Origin of the sequence: Pseudomonas protegens (assembly GCF_013407925.2) — a bacterium.
GTDB lineage: Bacteria > Pseudomonadota > Gammaproteobacteria > Pseudomonadales > Pseudomonadaceae > Aquipseudomonas > Aquipseudomonas fluorescens_AP.
Genome location: NZ_CP060201.1, coordinates 5,706,442 through 5,721,688 on the forward strand (window position 1 = coordinate 5,706,442; position 15,247 = coordinate 5,721,688).

Consider the following 15,247-nt stretch of genomic DNA (forward strand, 5'->3'; position numbering starts at 1 on the left):
AGGTTTCGAAGGTAGTCCATGGACCTGTTTCGTAGTGCCCCGATCGCCCAGCCGCTGGCCGCACGCTTGCGTGCCACCAACCTGGACGAGTACGTCGGTCAGCAGCACCTGCTGGCCCGGGGCAAGCCGCTGCGCGAGGCCCTGGAGCAGGGCGCCCTGCATTCGATGATCTTCTGGGGCCCGCCGGGAGTGGGCAAGACCACCCTGGCGCGGCTGCTGGCGGAAGTCTCCGATGCTCACTTTGAAACCGTCTCGGCGGTGCTGGCCGGGGTCAAGGAGATCCGCCAGGCGGTGGAAATCGCCAAGCAGCAGGCCGGGCAATACGGGCGGCGGACCATCCTTTTCGTCGACGAAGTGCATCGTTTCAACAAGTCGCAGCAGGATGCCTTCCTGCCCTACGTGGAAGACGGCACGCTGATCTTTATCGGTGCCACCACGGAAAACCCGTCCTTCGAACTCAACAATGCGCTGCTGTCCCGGGCCCGGGTCTATGTGCTCAAGAGCCTGGATGAAACGGCCCTGGGCACTCTGGTCCAGCGCGCCCTGACTGAAGAGCGTGGGCTGGGCAAGCGCCAGTTACGCCTCAGCGATGAAGGCTTCCAGATGCTGCTGTCGGCGGCCGATGGCGATGGCCGGCGCATGCTCAACCTGCTGGAAAACGCCTCGGACCTGGCCGAAGACGGCGGCGAGATCGGCGTCGATCTGCTGCAAAGCCTGCTGGGCGACACCCGTCGGCGTTTCGACAAGGGCGGCGAGGCGTTCTACGACCAGATTTCCGCCTTGCACAAGTCGGTGCGCGGCTCCAACCCCGACGGCGCCCTGTACTGGTTTGCGCGCATGCTCGACGGCGGCTGCGACCCGCTGTACCTGGCCCGGCGCGTGGTGCGCATGGCCAGCGAAGACATCGGCAACGCCGACCCGCGGGCGCTGAGCCTGTGTCTGGCGGCCTGGGATGTGCAGGAGCGTCTGGGCAGCCCTGAAGGCGAGCTGGCAGTGGCCCAGGCCATCACCTATCTGGCCTGTGCGCCGAAGAGCAACGCGGTGTACATGGGCTTCAAGGCCGCCATGCGCGCCGCTGCCGAGCACGGCTCGCTGGAAGTGCCGATCCACCTGCGCAATGCCCCGACCAAGCTGATGAAGCAACTGGGCTACGGCGACGAATACCGCTACGCCCACGACGAGCCGGATGCCTACGCCGCCGGTGAAGACTATTTCCCCGAAGAACTGGAGCCCTTGCCGCTCTACCAGCCGGTGCCCCGTGGCCTGGAGCTGAAGATCGGCGAGAAGCTCAAGCACCTGGCCGCCCTGGACCGGGCCAGCCCCCTGCAGCGGAGAAAACCTTGATCCCCCTGATCCTTGCAGTCTCCGCCGGCGGCGTGGCCGGCACCCTGTTGCGCTTCACCACCGGCAACTGGATCAACGCCAATTGGCCGCGGCACTTCTATACCGCGACGCTGGCCGTTAATATCGTGGGCTGCCTGCTGATCGGCGTGTTGTACGGACTGTTCCTGGTCCGTCCGGAAGTGCCGATCGAAGTGCGTGCCGGTTTGATAGTGGGCTTCCTCGGTGGCCTGACGACTTTTTCATCCTTTTCACTGGATACCGTGCGTCTGCTGGAAAGCGGACAAGTGGCGCTGGCCCTGGGCTATGCGGCACTGAGCGTATTCGGCGGGCTGCTTGCTACCTGGGCCGGCCTGTCCTTGACCAAACTTTGATAAACGAGAGAACGACATGCTCGATTCCAAACTGTTACGTAGCAACCTTCAGGACGTAGCGGATCGTCTGGCATCCCGCGGCTTTGCCCTGGATGTGGCACGCATCGAAGCGCTGGAAGAACAGCGCAAGACCGTGCAGACCCGCACCGAGCAACTGCAGGCTGAACGTAACGCGCGCTCCAAGTCCATCGGCCAGGCCAAGCAGCGCGGCGAAGACATCGCCCCGCTGATGGCCGACGTTGAGCGCATGGGGAACGAGCTGAGCACCGGCAAGGCCGAGCTGGAAAGCATCCAGAGCGAACTGGATTCGATCCTGTTCGGCATTCCCAACCTGCCTCACGAGTCGGTGCCGGTGGGTGAAGACGAAGACGGCAACGTTGAAGTGCGTCGTTGGGGCACCCCGACCACCTTCGACTTCCCGATCAAGGACCACGTGGCCCTGGGCGAAACCCACGGCTGGCTGGATTTTGAAACCGCGGCCAAGCTGTCCGGCGCGCGCTTTGCCCTGCTGCGCGGCCCGATCGCCCGCCTGCACCGCGCCCTGGCGCAGTTCATGATCAACCTGCACACCAGCGAGCACGGTTACGAAGAAGCCTACACCCCATACCTGGTGCAGGCTCCGGCGCTGATGGGCACCGGCCAGTTGCCGAAGTTCGAGGAAGACCTGTTCAAGATCACTCGCGAAGGCGAGGCCGATCTGTACCTGATCCCGACCGCTGAAGTGTCGCTGACCAACATCGTGGCTGGCGAGATCCTCGATCCGAAGCAGCTGCCGCTGAAGTTCGTCGCTCACACCCCGTGCTTCCGCAGTGAAGCCGGTGCTTCGGGCCGCGACACCCGTGGCATGATCCGCCAGCACCAGTTCGACAAGGTCGAGATGGTCCAGGTGGTCGAGCCGTCGACTTCCATGGAAGCCCTGGAAAGCCTGACCGCCAACGCCGAAAAGGTCCTGCAACTGCTGCAACTGCCGTACCGCGTACTGGCCCTGTGCACCGGCGACATGGGCTTTGGCGCGATCAAGACCTACGACCTGGAGGTCTGGGTGCCGAGCCAGGACAAATACCGCGAGATCTCCTCGTGCTCCAACTGCGGCGACTTCCAGGCCCGGCGCATGCAGGCACGCTTCCGCAACCCGGAAACCGGCAAGCCAGAGCTGGTGCACACCCTCAACGGTTCCGGCCTGGCCGTGGGCCGTACCCTGGTGGCGGTGCTGGAGAACTACCAGCAAGCCGACGGTTCGATCCGCGTGCCGGACGTGCTGAAGCCTTACATGGGCGGCCTTGAGGTCATCGGCTAAATGGAATATCTGCCGCTGTTTCACAACCTTCGCGGCAGTCGTGTGTTGGTGGTCGGTGGAGGGGAGATTGCCTTGCGCAAATCCCGTCTGCTGGCCGATGCCGGTGCGCAGCTGCGAGTGGTCGCACCTGAAATAGAAGCGCAATTGCAGGAACTGATCGTCGCCAGCGGCGGTGAGTCCCGGCTGCGCGGGTATGTCGAGGCTGACCTCGACGGCTGCACCCTGATCATCGCCGCCACCGACGACGAATCCCTCAATGCCCAGGTTTCCGCCGATGCCCATCGGCGTTGCGTCCCGGTCAACGTGGTGGACGCGCCGGCCCTGTGCAGCGTGATCTTCCCGGCCATCGTCGACCGTTCGCCGCTGGTCATCGCGGTGTCCAGCGGCGGCGATGCGCCGGTGCTGGCGCGGTTGATCCGGGCCAAGCTGGAAACCTGGATTCCTTCCAGCTACGGCCAGTTGGCCGGCTTGGCGGCGCGATTCCGCGCTCAGGTCAAAGGCCTGTTTCCGGATGTGCAGCAGCGCCGGGCGTTTTGGGAAGACGTGTTCCAGGGCCCTATCGCCGATCGCCAACTGGCGGGGCAGGGCGCGGAAGCCGAGCGTCTGTTGCAAGCCAAGATTGCCGGCAAGGCGCCTCAAGCGACGGGCGAGGTGTATCTGGTGGGCGCGGGCCCGGGTGATCCGGACCTGCTGACCTTCCGCGCCCTGCGCCTGATGCAACAGGCCGACGTGGTGCTCTACGACCGTCTGGTGGCACCGGCGATTCTCGACCTGTGCCGCCGCGATGCTGAGCGCATCTACGTTGGCAAGCGCCGCGCCAATCACGCCGTGCCGCAGGAGCAGATCAACCAGCAACTGGTGAACCTGGCCCGGCAAGGCAAGCGCGTGGTGCGCCTCAAGGGTGGCGATCCGTTCATCTTTGGCCGGGGTGGCGAAGAGATCGAAGAGCTGGCGGCCCACGGCATTCCATTCCAGGTGGTGCCGGGGATTACCGCGGCCAGTGGCTGCTCGGCCTATGCCGGGATTCCCCTGACTCACCGCGACTACGCGCAGTCGGTGCGCTTCGTCACCGGGCATCTCAAGGACGGCACCAGCAACCTGCCCTGGAGCGACCTGGTGGCACCAGCCCAGACCCTGGTGTTCTACATGGGCCTGGTGGGCTTGCCGACCATCTGCGAGCAACTGATCAAGCACGGCCGTAGCGCCGACACGCCGGCGGCGCTGGTTCAGCAGGGCACCACCAGCAACCAGCGAGTCTTCACTGGCACCCTGGCCAACCTGCCGACGCTGGTGGCCGAGCATGAAGTGCACGCGCCGACCCTGGTGATCGTTGGCGAAGTGGTCCAGCTGCGCGAGAAGCTGGCCTGGTTCGAAGGCGCTCAGTCCGAGGTCTGAAAAGCTTCGCCAGCAAGCCGGCTCTTACACGATCTGCGTAGGAGCTGGCTTGCCAGCGAAAGCCTCCTCAATCCCTGCACCAAACCCCTTGCCCACTCAACCGCTGCCGATCATGGTCGCGGCTGAAGTCCTGCTGCGGTCCCTTCGGCACAATCCCGGTCGGATTGATGGTGCTATGGCTGGCGTAGTAGTGCCCCTTGATATGGGCAAAATCCACCGTCTCGGCAATCCCAGGCCACTGATACAGCTCCCGCAGCCAGTTCGACAGGTTGGGATAATCGGCAATCCGCCGCAGGTTGCACTTGAAGTGGCCGTGGTACACCGCATCGAAACGGATCAGCGTGGTGAACAGCCGCACATCGGCTTCGGTCAGGTACTCGCCGGCCAGGTAGCGCTGCTTGTCCAGCAACGCCTCCAGGGCGTCCAGCTCGGCGAAGACATCATCGAATGCCGTCTCATAGGCCTGTTGTGAAGTGGCAAACCCGGCGCGGTACACGCCATTGTTCAGCGCGGGGTAGATGCGTGCGTTGAGTTCATCGATGCGTGCGCGCAATGGCTGCGGACAAAAATCCAGGCCATTGCCGGTCAGGCCGTCGAAGGCGCTGTTGAACATGCGGATGATCTCCGCCGATTCGTTGCTGACGATGCGCTGTTGCTGCTTGTCCCACAGCACTGGCACGGTGACGCGGCCGGTGTAGTCGGCGCTGTCGGCGGTATAACGCTGGTGCATGAAATCAAAGTGATCCAGGGCATCGCCACTGGAGCCATGGGCGCTGTCGAAGGTCCAGCCGTTTTCGCGCATCAGCCAGCTGACCACCGAGACATCGATCAACTGTTCCAACCCTTTGAGCTTGCGCAGGATCAGCGTGCGGTGGGCCCAGGGGCAGGCCAGGGAGACATAGAGGTGTTAGCGCCCGGCTTCGGCGGCAAAGCCGCCTTCGCCGCTAGGCCCCGGACTGCCGTCGGCGGTGACCCAGTGGCGGCGTTGCGCCTGTTCCCGTTGGAAGGCGCCGTCCTTGCCGCTTTCGTACCACTGGTCATGCCAGCGCCCATCGATCAGCAGTCCCATGGAATGCTCCTCAGCTATTTTGCGTTGGAGTGCAGTCTATGCCGCTGGGTTCGAACAAAAAGCGCAAAGCATGGGCGGTTTTGATCGATTAAATCGATCTGTCCCTGGCATCCCAGTACTGCTGGGCCAGCGCGAAGGCCTGCTCCCGCGGCGTGCCCAAACCGCGCAAGGCCAGGGCCATGGTCGCCAGCAGGGCCAGTTGCGGGTAACTGTCCTCAACATCACCGCGCCACAGCGCCTTGAGGTGCTCGGGTTCCAGGCTGGCCGGTTTCACATGGCGCTGGGCCGACAGTGCCGGCCACTCTTCATCCCAACTGACGCCGCCGGTGCTGCCGTACAGATGGCTGGTGGTGTCCGGGTTGATCTCGATCTCGCCGCCATCGCCCTTGATCACGATGACGTTGTCCCCCAGCAGGCCGCTGGCATCGCGGTGCACTGCCTGGTAACCGGGGTGGAAGATGCTCTGCAGGCCGCAACGGGCGCCCAAGGGATTGAGCAGGCGCGCCAGGGAGTGGATCGGCGAGCGCAGGCCGAGGATGTTGCGCAAATCGATCATGCGCTGCAGTTGCGGCGCCCAGTCGCCCAGGGGCATGAAGGCCAGGTTGCCCTGGTCCAGCGCATGGCTCACCGAGTGCCAGTCACGGCACAGGGGAATCCCCAAGGGCTCCAGCAACTGCTCGGTGTACAGGCGCCCGGCGGTATGGGCGCCGCCGCCGTGCAGCAGGATGCGCACGCCGTTCTGCGCCAGGCACTTGGCCGCCAGCAGGTACCAGGGCAGGTGGCGCTTCTTGCCGGCGTAGGTCGGCCAGTCGAGGTCCAGGGCGATCTCGGGGGCGTTGAGGCGTTCGCGCAGGGCTTCGGTGAAGCCCGCCAGCTCTTCCGGGCTTTCTTCCTTGTGCCGCAGCAGCATGAGGAAGGCGCCCAGCTGGGTGTCCTCGACCTTGTCGTCCAGCAGCATGCCCATGGCTTCCCGGGCTTCCTCGCGAGTCAGGTTGCGCGCGCCGCGCTTGCCCTTGCCCAGGATGCGCACGAACTGGGCAAAAGGGTGTTCTTCCGGGGTCTGGGTGAGCAGAGGGGCGAAATCGTTCATAGGCAATTGGTCGGCTTTGGCAGGCCCGCCAGCTTGGCGGCAAGTTTGGCGGGAGTGCCTTTGAACAGTCGGTTCAGGTGCAGGCTGTTGCCCTTGTCCGGGCCCAGCTTGAGCGCGGTGTACTTGATCAGCGGGCGGGTGGCCGGGGATAGCTGGAACTCTTTATAGAAGCCCTGCAGCAGTTCGAGGATTTCCCAGTGTTCCGGGCTCAGCTCCAGCTCTTCGTTGGCTGCCAGGGCTTGGGCCACGTCGGCGGACCAGTCGTCGAGGTTGACCAGGTAACCGTCCTTGTCCAGTTCGATGGCGCGAGCGCCCACAGTCAGGGTACTCATAGCCAGGTATTGACCTTGTCATGCTCAATCGACAGCTCGACGAAGCCTGGGTAATCCACCGCCTTGGCCCAGGTCGGCAGCTCCAGGCCCCGGGCTTGCAAGTCTTCTTCCAGCACATACAGATTCAGGCCGCTGCGGGCGCCCAGTTCGCCGTAAAGAGTGGTGCCCGGCTGCAGGGCATAGGCGGCGTCGCCGCACAGCAGCAGGCCATCGGCGCTGCCCAGCAGGCGCAGGCAACTGCTCAGGCGGGTGTCGGTGAAGGGCGAGTGGGACAACACATGCAAGGTCGACATCAGAGGGTAATCACCTGGTCAAAACGGTCGATGATCCCGGCCAGTTCCGGGGCGTTGAGCAGCTGTACCGCGTCAAGGTTCAAGGCCGCCGGGTCGAGGCCGCGAGCCGCGAGGCTGGCGCTGCAGGCAAACAGTTCGTCGACGCCGAACAGCGCCAGCGCCTGCAGGTTGGCGCTCAGGTCTTTCTGGCGCAGCAGCGAGGCCTGTTGCCCCGGCGCCAGTTGCAGCACGCCATCGTCGAGAAACAGCAGGCCGATAGGCAGGTCGAAGGCGCCGCCGGCCAGGACGATATCCAGGGCCTCCCGGGCACCAGGGCCGGACCAGGGCGCCTGACGGCTGATCAACAACAGGGATTTGCCCATCTCACGCCCCTCCAAAACAGATCAGGCGGTCGGCGGCCTGTACCGCGTCATGCAATTGCCCGAGCCCCGACAGCTCCCACGGCGCCTCGACGCTCACCGCCGTGCGCTGATAGCGCTGGGCTTCGTCAGCATTCAACACACCCCGACGCAGGGCGGCGGCGATGCACACCACGCCATCCAACTGATGCTGCTCGACAAAGTCGCGCCATTCCCGGGGCAGGTTCTGCTCATCCTGGGGCGTGACGATGCTGTTGGCAGCGTTGTACACGCCGTCCTGATAGAAAAACAGCCGGACAATCTCATGCCCGCCCGCCAGCGCCGCCTGGGCGAACAGCAGGGCGCGGCGCGAGGACGGCGCGTGAGCGGCGGAGAACAGGGCGATGGCGAACTTCATGACGGACTCGATGGATAAAACTGCGGCCATGATAAAGCTTTCTCCGTGGATCGGCTAAACCCGATTCGCCGCCAGGGCTCTGGCTCAGGCAGCCCGGGACATATCGGGTAAAGCTTTGCCCGGGCCCTGAAGCAGCAACCAGGGATAGACTCGCGCCTTCATTCAACCTGGGACAAGGAGCAAGGGATGATGGACTTGAATTCGGCGGTGGTGGTGGTCACGGGGGCCGGTCGTGGTCTGGGCGCGGCACTGGCCATCAGTCTGGCGGATCTGGGCTGCAAGCTGATTCTCTGTGGGCGCAACGCCGAGGCCCTGGCGCAGGTGAGTGCGGCCATCAAGGCGCGCACCGCCCAGGCTGCCGATTGCGTGGTGGTGGATCTGGCCAGCAGCGACAGCGTCAAGGCGGCCCTGGCGGAGATTCATGTGCGCCAGCCCCAGGTGGACATTCTGATCAATAACGGCGCCATGTGGCTGGAGGCCAGCGAGCAGCCCCACAGCGCGGCCGAGGTCACCGGAGTGATCGATGCGGCCCTGACGGGCACCTTCCTCCTGACCCAGGGCCTGATGCCGGCGCTCAAGGCCTCCACGCGTCCGGACATCGTCACCATCGGCTCCATCAGCGGCTTGCCCAATGCACCGCTGCACAGCGTGTCGCTGCCGTTCTACGCGGCCAAGCACGGGCAACTGGCCCTGGCCGACGGCCTGCGCCAGGTGCTCAAGGGCACGCCGGTGCGCTCGCTGTGTGTGCATCCGCCGTATCTGGAAGACATTTCGCCGCTGGACCCGGCCTGGGAGCAGGTTCCAGCACGACAGAAGGGCGAGCAGGGCACCAACCGCGACGTGGTGGAAGCGGTGGTCTTTGCCCTGACCCGGCCGCGGCACATCAGCCTGTCATCGATCGTCATCGATACCGACAGCGGCGGTCTGTTCGACTGACGGCGGCGCAGGTCAGCGGGTCTTGTAGCCCAGTTGCCAGCGGCGCGGAATCTTCAACGACGCGATGCCCAGCAGAGCGGCAAACAAGCCGCTGACATATAGCGCCTTGAGCCCCAGGTGCTGTTGCAGCAAGGCCCCCAGCACCGCCCCGGCGAACATCCCGCTCCACGGCACCAGCTGTACCCGCCAGCCGTTGCGCCGTTCGCCGAGTACCCAGCGTCCCAGCCCGCGACCAAAGCGCGACAGGGCACCGGTGACATAGGTCAGGCCAATGGGCAGGCCGTTCACTTCTTCCACCGCGGCGTTGAGCATGCCCATGGCGATGATGGCTGCCAGCAAGGCCGGCAATTGCTGCTCGAAGGGCCAGGCGGCGGAGGCGCAGAGCAATGCGCCAATGCTCAGCAGCAAGGGCAGGGCGCGGTGCCCGGCCAGGCGGCTGACCACCACGCCCAGGGCGTTACCCACGACAAAGGTCGCCACCAGCAGCAACAGGCGCAGCACCAGGCTCAGCTCGCCATTGCTGATGGCCACCGCCATGCGCGTGGTGTTGCCGCTCATGAAGGACACGAAATCGCCAGTGGCCATGAAGCCGATGGCGTCGGTCATCCCGGCCAGCACCGAAAGGCAAGCCACCAGCCCGAGGCCGACTCGCCCGCGCCATTTCTGCGTGTGCTGCAGGGCGGCGCTGGCCGATTGGGTGGAAGTCGAAGGCAGCATCGTCGGTTCTCCTGAACAGGGACTACGGTGGACGGGTGCGGGTCAATGGGCGTTTTCGAGTCCGTGCAGGGCGCAGTACTCGTCCCACGGCATGCCGGCCATTTCCGCCACTTCCTTGTGCACTTCAAGGCGCTGGGCGTGGAATTCCTCGGGGCTGGCAGCGGTCAGTTGCAGGCTCTGTTCCCAGGCGAACAGCCCCAGGCGCTCGGCTTCGGCCTCGAAGGCTTCATGCAGGCGTTCGGCGCGGTACTGCTCGGGCGTCTCGCCCTTGGCCTGGGCCTCCAGCGGATTGAGCTTGTCCAGGGCTTCGCGCAGTTCGGGGCGGGCGGCGAGAAATCTTTCCAAGGCTATTTCGTGGTGCAGGGCATCGGCGGGCATCGGGGCTCCTTGAGGGGAACGGGCAGTCTTCAGGCATCAAGCCCGGGGCAGGGGATGTGCTGGCATTTCACTGCGTATCTGCTGCAGATCCTTGTGCGGGATCACATAGGTGCGGGCGAGCATATCGCCTATTCGCTGGCAGCGGCTTGATTCCGCACAGGCCATCAGCGGGACAAAGGCGAACGCGGCCTCCAGATGGCGGGTGGCGCTTCTGATCAGTACCTGGATCAGCGTCGGCGGCGTCCCGGCGGCGTTGATCACCACCAGGTCCAGGGCGCACTTGCCGGGCGTCCGGCCCTTGAAGAAATACTCCCAGGCCACGAAGTACAAGGGCCAGACCAGCATGAACAGCATTGAATGAAGGTAGGGCTCCAGCCCCGTCTGTTGCTCGAGCTCGAGCAACTGTCTGACCGGCTGCAACGCCAGCACCCCGTGCAGGCTCAGCGACAGGAGCACATACACCGCCAGCGCCAGCACCTGGTCGAGCATGAAGGCGGCGGCGCGGCGCAGGATCAGTCGGGTTCTTGAGACTTCCATGATCGATTCCAGAGTTTTTTCCATCACATCGGGCGCAGTGTAATCCCCGCAGGGTGGGGTGTAGCAGTGGTTTTGGCGGGGGCCTGCTACACCCGCACCGAGTCAGCTGACCACGGGCTGTTCGCGACCGATCTCGCTGCGCAACTGGGCAATCAGGTGCAGGCAATGGGTGAGCCCCGGCGACGGCTCGCCGACCCGGCGGCTGAGGATGATCGGCGAGGTGGCCTCGGGTTCTTGCAGCGGGCAAAAACCGATGTCGTCGCGATGCAGCACCTGCACCGAGGCCGGCACCAGGGTGATGCCGATGCCGGCGCCCACCAGGCCGATGGCGGTCTGCAATTCGTTGGTCCACTGGGCGATCTTCAGGTTCAGGCCGCGGGCACTGAACAGCGCGATCACATGGTCGGCGTAGCTCGGCCGCGGATTGGCCGGATACAGCACAAAGGGCTCGTTGGCCAGTTGCTCAAGGCTCAGCTCTTGTCCCAGCAAGGGATGGCCAGCGGGCAGGGCGACCACCAGCCGGTCCTCGGTCAGCACCCTTTGCACAATGGCCGGGTCGTCGATATGGATCCGCCCGAAGCCGATGTCGATGCGCCCGGTCTTCAAGGCTTCCACCTGTTGCAGGGTGGTCATTTCCGACAGCCCCAGTTCCAGTTCCAGGGTTTCGTTGCTGCGCAGGCGGCGGATCAGTTGCGGCAGCACGCCGTACAGGGTCGAGGGGGCAAAGCCGATGCCCAGCCAGGTCTTGTGCCCCAGGCCAATGCGCCGGGTGTTGTCGCAGACCTTGCCCAATTGCTCCAGCACCCGGTTGGAGTGTTCAAAGAAAAACCGCCCGGCGGCGGTCAGGCGCAGCGGCCGGCCGCGTTCCAGCAACAGCACCCCCAGCTCGTCCTCCAACTGCTGGATCTGCCGGCTCAACGGCGGCTGGGCGATGTGCAGGCGTTCGGCGGCGCGGGTGAAATTGAGGGTTTCCCCCAGCACCTGGAAGTAGCGCAGATGACGCAATTCCATGACAGCTCCCCCTGTAGAGATGTGCATACTTTTAAGGTATCAAGCCAGACCAATTCTATATTGGAACCCCGGAAAAAGCCGGGACAGAATCGAGCGCAGAACTTCAAGAACCTAACGGGTATGGACATGCACGCTTCTGCCATTGAATCGATCGAAACGATCATCGTCGATCTGCCGACCATCCGCCCCCACAAGCTGGCCATGCACACCATGCAGAACCAGACCCTGGTGCTGATCCGCCTGCGCTGCGCCGACGGCATCGAAGGCCTGGGCGAATCCACCACCATCGGTGGCCTGGCCTATGGCAACGAAAGCCCGGACAGCATCAAGACCAACATCGACCGCTTCTTCACCCCGCTGCTGATCGGCCAGGACGCCAGCAACATCAACGCTGCCATGCTGCGCCTGGAGCAGAGCATCCGCGGCAACACCTTCGCCAAATCCGGGATTGAAAGCGCCTTGCTCGACGCCCAGGGCAAGCGCCTCGGCCTGCCAGTCAGCGAACTGCTGGGCGGTCGGGTGCGCGATGCGCTGCCGGTGGCCTGGACCCTGGCCAGCGGCGACACCGCCAAGGACATCGCCGAAGCCGAAAAGATGCTCGACCTGCGCCGCCACCGCATCTTCAAACTGAAGATCGGCGCCGGTGAAGTGGACCGCGACCTGGCCCACGTGATCGCCATCAAGAAGGCCCTGGGTGATCGCGCCAGCGTGCGGGTCGACGTCAACCAGGCCTGGGACGAAGCCGTGGCCCTGCGCGCCTGCCGCATCCTCGGCGGCAACGGCATCGATCTGATCGAACAACCCATCTCGCGCAACAACCGCGCCGGCATGGTGCGCCTGAATGCCATTAGCCCGGCGCCGATCATGGCCGACGAATCCATCGAGTGCGTGGAAGACGCCTTCAACCTGGCCCGGGAAGGCGCGGCTTCGGTGTTCGCCCTGAAGATCGCCAAGAACGGCGGCCCCCGCGCCACCCTGCGCACCGCGGCGATTGCCGAGGCGGCGGGCATCGGCCTGTACGGCGGCACCATGCTCGAAGGCGGCATCGGCACCCTGGCCTCGGCCCACGCCTTCCTGACCTTGAACAAACTGAGCTGGGACACCGAGCTGTTCGGCCCGCTGCTGCTGACCGAGGACATCCTCGCCGAGGCGCCGGTGTACCGGGATTTCCACCTGCATGTCTCACGGGCACCGGGCCTTGGCCTGAGCCTGGACGAAGACCGCCTGGCGTTCTTCCGTCGCGACAAAACCACCCCCGTGCTGCATCACACCTGAGGAGGGCTGCATGCTATTCCACGTGAAAATGACCGTGAACCTGCCGGTCGACATGAACCCCGAGCGCGCCGCGCAACTGAAAGCCGAGGAAAAGGCCCTGGCCCAGCGCCTGCAGGCCGAAGGCAAGTGGCGTCACCTGTGGCGCATCGCCGGGCTGTACGCCAACTACAGCGTGTTCGACGTCGACAGCGTGCAGGAACTGCACGACACCCTGATGCAACTGCCGCTGTACCCGTACATGGCCATCGAAGTTAACGCCCTGTGCAGGCATCCTTCGTCCATTCATGAGGATGACCGCTGAGTTCGCACCAGCCCGTTCACCACTCTAATAAATACAAGATGAGGATTAATCATGAACGTCAGAATTTCCCAGACTGCCAGCGCCCAACGCTTTCTTGAAGAAGCCAGCGGCCAGTTCACCGATGGCGGCAACCCCCGGACCAAGGCCATCGTCTACCGCATCCTGCGGGACACCGTGAACATCATCGAAGACCTGAACGTCACCCCGGAAGAGTTCTGGAAAGCCGTCAACTACCTCAACGTCCTCGGCGCTCGCCAGGAAGCCGGGCTGCTGGCCGCGGGCCTGGGCCTGGAGCATTACCTGGACCTGATGATGGACGCCGCCGACGAACAGGCCGGCAAGACCGGCGGCACACCGCGCACCATCGAAGGCCCGCTGTACGTGGCCGGCGCGCCCCTGAGCCAGGGCGAAGCGCGCCTGGACGACGGCCTTGATCCGGGCGTGGTGCTGTTCATGCAAGGGCAGGTGACCAACACCGCCGGCCAGCCCCTGGCTGGCGCCATCGTCGACGTCTGGCACGCCAACACCGGCGGCACCTATTCCTACTTCGACGGCAGCCAGTCGGAGTTCAACCTGCGCCGGCGCATCGTCACCGATGCCGAGGGCCGCTACCGTTTTCGCAGCATCGTGCCGTCCGGCTACGGCTGCCCGCCGGAAGGCCCGACCCAGCAACTGCTGGACCAACTGGGTCGCCACGGCCAGCGCCCCGCGCACATCCACTTCTTCATCTCGGCCGATGACCATCGCCACCTGACCACCCAGATCAACCTGGACGGCGATCCCTACCTGCACGACGACTTCGCCTACGCCACCCGCGACGAGCTGATCGCCAAGATCACCTTCAGTGAGGACCCGGTGCGGGCCAAGGAACTGGGCGTGAGTGGCCGCTTCGCGGAAATTCACTTCGACTTCACCCTGCAGCCTTCGGCCCAGCCGCAAGAACAGCAGCGCCACGAACGGGTGCGTGCCCTGGAGGCCTGACCCCCGACACGGCAAGACCGAGCCACGGACGCCTTGAGCGGCCCGTGGCTTTTGTCGTTGTCGGCCTGGGCTTTTTGACCTTGCGTGATTGCCTGCCAGCGCGGCTTGCCACCGCGCGGTGCGGCCCCAACAAGAACAATCAGAGTGACCCGATTATGCAAATGCATCTGTTGAGTGAACGCAGCCGCGTGTTTGTTCAAGCCGATCCCCATGCCGTGTCCGGTTACGTCAATCAGCACGTGGGCAGCCACTGCATCCGCCTGCCCCGGGCCGGCCAGCCCCAGGCCAGCCTCAACCACCGGACCCTGGCCAGCCTCGACCTGTGCAGCCTCAGCTACGGCGGCAGCGTGCGCGTCACCTCGCCGGCCCTGGAAAGCATCTATCACCTGCAAGTGCTGCTGCGCGGTCACTGCCTGTGGCGGGGGGCGGGCCAGGAACACTGCCTGGCCCCGGGGGAGCTGCTGCTGATCAACCCCGACGACCCGGTGGACCTGACCTATTCCGAGGACTGCGAAAAATTCATCATCAAGATTCCCACCCGCCTGCTGGAAGCCGCCTGCCAGGAACAGCGCTGGCAGTACCCGGGGCAGGGCGTGCGCTTTCTGCGCCAGCGCTACCAACTGCAGGAGCTTGAAGGCTTCGTGCCCTTGCTCAGCCTGTTGTGCCAGGAGTCCGAAGCCCTGCAGGCCATGCCCAAGGTCCAGGAGCACTACGCGCACATTCTGGTGGGCAAACTGCTGGGCCTGATGCAGACCAACGTCCAGCGCGGCACCCTGAGCGCCTCGGCGGCGACCTTCGAATGCATTGCCGACTACATCGAACGCAACCTCAAGCAGGACATCGGCTGCGCAGAACTGGCGCAACAGGCACGCATGAGCCTGCGCTCGCTGTACGCGCTGTTCGAACGCAACGCCCGCACCACGCCGAAGAACTACATCCGCCAGCAGAAACTGCAACGGGTGCACGCCTGCCTCAGCGACCCGCAATGCCCGGTGCGCAACGTCACCGAACTGGCCCTGGATTTTGGCTTTTCGCACCTGGGCCGCTTCGCCCAGAGCTACCGCCAGCAATACGGCGAACTGCCCTCCGACACCCTCAAGCGTCGCCACTGACCGGCCCACCCCGCTATGGGCATCCGTTCCGACCTGTGCCTGGCGATCACCC

General features: G+C 64.7%; 18 protein-coding genes and 1 pseudogene. 9 read left to right on the forward strand and 10 right to left on the reverse strand.

The features are described from left to right. The first annotated feature begins 18 nt into the window (after positions 1-18). The 4 genes from GGI48_RS26415 to cysG are packed head-to-tail and all read left to right on the forward strand — an operon-like array spanning position 19 to position 4,407. Complete coding sequence (locus tag GGI48_RS26415) at positions 19-1,344, forward strand: replication-associated recombination protein A (RefSeq protein WP_047305310.1); 1,326 nt, start codon at positions 19-21, stop codon at positions 1,342-1,344. Beyond that, a complete protein-coding gene (gene crcB / locus GGI48_RS26420) occupies positions 1,341-1,715 on the forward strand; it encodes a fluoride efflux transporter CrcB (protein ID WP_041119048.1) in 375 nt (124 codons plus the stop codon). The genes GGI48_RS26415 and crcB overlap by 4 nt, the downstream gene beginning before the upstream one ends. Positions 1,716-1,731: 16 nt before the next feature. Beyond that, positions 1,732-3,012: a serine--tRNA ligase gene (gene serS, locus GGI48_RS26425; protein ID WP_016966952.1), complete on the forward strand. Its 1,281-nt coding sequence runs from the start codon at positions 1,732-1,734 to the stop codon at positions 3,010-3,012. After that, a complete protein-coding gene (gene cysG / locus GGI48_RS26430; RefSeq protein ID WP_179600766.1) occupies positions 3,013-4,407 on the forward strand; it encodes a siroheme synthase CysG in 1,395 nt (464 codons plus the stop codon). It begins immediately after the preceding gene. Between the two features lie 67 nt (positions 4,408-4,474). Here the strand turns inward: cysG and GGI48_RS26435 are convergent. The 6 genes and pseudogenes from GGI48_RS26435 to tusD all read right to left on the reverse strand — a co-directional run bounded on the left by GGI48_RS26435 (position 4,475) and on the right by tusD (position 7,947). Then, positions 4,475-5,476: pseudogene (locus GGI48_RS26435) on the reverse strand (glutathione S-transferase family protein). Between the two features lie 88 nt (positions 5,477-5,564). After that, complete coding sequence (locus GGI48_RS26440) at positions 5,565-6,566, reverse strand: glycosyl transferase family protein (protein ID WP_047305307.1); 1,002 nt, start codon at positions 6,564-6,566, stop codon at positions 5,565-5,567. Next, positions 6,563-6,898: a TusE/DsrC/DsvC family sulfur relay protein gene (locus GGI48_RS26445; protein ID WP_179600769.1), complete on the reverse strand. Its 336-nt coding sequence runs from the start codon at positions 6,896-6,898 to the stop codon at positions 6,563-6,565. Before GGI48_RS26445 ends, GGI48_RS26440 begins: the two co-directional genes overlap by 4 nt. Continuing rightward, positions 6,895-7,191: a sulfurtransferase complex subunit TusB gene (tusB, locus tag GGI48_RS26450; RefSeq protein WP_179600772.1), complete on the reverse strand. Its 297-nt coding sequence runs from the start codon at positions 7,189-7,191 to the stop codon at positions 6,895-6,897. The genes GGI48_RS26445 and tusB overlap by 4 nt, the downstream gene beginning before the upstream one ends. Further along, a complete protein-coding gene (gene tusC, locus GGI48_RS26455; RefSeq protein WP_179600774.1) occupies positions 7,191-7,553 on the reverse strand; it encodes a sulfurtransferase complex subunit TusC in 363 nt (120 codons plus the stop codon). The genes tusB and tusC overlap by 1 nt, the downstream gene beginning before the upstream one ends. A gap of 1 nt (position 7,554) precedes the next feature. Next, a complete protein-coding gene (gene tusD, locus GGI48_RS26460; RefSeq protein WP_179602134.1) occupies positions 7,555-7,947 on the reverse strand; it encodes a sulfurtransferase complex subunit TusD in 393 nt (130 codons plus the stop codon). Positions 7,948-8,133: 186 nt separating this feature from the next. On the opposite strand from tusD, the gene GGI48_RS26465 reads away from it, so the two are divergent. Continuing rightward, the gene (locus GGI48_RS26465) at positions 8,134-8,883 is read left to right on the forward strand and encodes an SDR family oxidoreductase (protein ID WP_179600776.1); all 750 of its coding nucleotides are present in this window, start codon (positions 8,134-8,136) and stop codon (positions 8,881-8,883) included. A gap of 12 nt (positions 8,884-8,895) precedes the next feature. On the opposite strand, the gene GGI48_RS26470 is transcribed toward GGI48_RS26465, so the two are convergent. From GGI48_RS26470 to GGI48_RS26485, 4 genes are all read right to left on the reverse strand, one after another. Then, on the reverse strand, positions 8,896-9,600 hold the full coding sequence (locus tag GGI48_RS26470; protein ID WP_103739758.1) for a YoaK family protein: 705 nt from the start codon (positions 9,598-9,600) through the stop codon (positions 8,896-8,898). 42 nt (positions 9,601-9,642) lie between these two features. After that, complete coding sequence (locus GGI48_RS26475) at positions 9,643-9,978, reverse strand: DUF6388 family protein (protein ID WP_179600779.1); 336 nt, start codon at positions 9,976-9,978, stop codon at positions 9,643-9,645. Positions 9,979-10,014: 36 nt separating this feature from the next. Continuing rightward, positions 10,015-10,515: an RDD family protein gene (locus GGI48_RS26480; protein WP_179600780.1), complete on the reverse strand. Its 501-nt coding sequence runs from the start codon at positions 10,513-10,515 to the stop codon at positions 10,015-10,017. Positions 10,516-10,617: 102 nt separating this feature from the next. Next, positions 10,618-11,526 (reverse strand): LysR family transcriptional regulator, encoded by a 909-nt coding sequence (locus GGI48_RS26485; RefSeq protein WP_179600782.1) that lies wholly within the window; start codon positions 11,524-11,526, stop codon positions 10,618-10,620. A gap of 126 nt (positions 11,527-11,652) precedes the next feature. Here GGI48_RS26485 and GGI48_RS26490 point away from each other — a divergent pair, with 126 nt between their 5' ends. The 4 genes from GGI48_RS26490 to GGI48_RS26505 all read left to right on the forward strand — a co-directional run bounded on the left by GGI48_RS26490 (position 11,653) and on the right by GGI48_RS26505 (position 15,195). Beyond that, the gene (locus tag GGI48_RS26490) at positions 11,653-12,801 is read left to right on the forward strand and encodes a muconate cycloisomerase family protein (RefSeq protein ID WP_179600784.1); all 1,149 of its coding nucleotides are present in this window, start codon (positions 11,653-11,655) and stop codon (positions 12,799-12,801) included. 10 nt (positions 12,802-12,811) lie between these two features. Then, complete coding sequence (gene catC, locus GGI48_RS26495) at positions 12,812-13,102, forward strand: muconolactone Delta-isomerase (RefSeq protein ID WP_016966965.1); 291 nt, start codon at positions 12,812-12,814, stop codon at positions 13,100-13,102. Between the two features lie 51 nt (positions 13,103-13,153). Beyond that, complete coding sequence (catA, locus tag GGI48_RS26500) at positions 13,154-14,083, forward strand: catechol 1,2-dioxygenase (RefSeq protein ID WP_103739754.1); 930 nt, start codon at positions 13,154-13,156, stop codon at positions 14,081-14,083. A gap of 155 nt (positions 14,084-14,238) precedes the next feature. Further along, on the forward strand, positions 14,239-15,195 hold the full coding sequence (locus GGI48_RS26505) for an AraC family transcriptional regulator (RefSeq protein ID WP_179600786.1): 957 nt from the start codon (positions 14,239-14,241) through the stop codon (positions 15,193-15,195). The last annotated feature ends 52 nt before the right edge of the window (positions 15,196-15,247 follow it).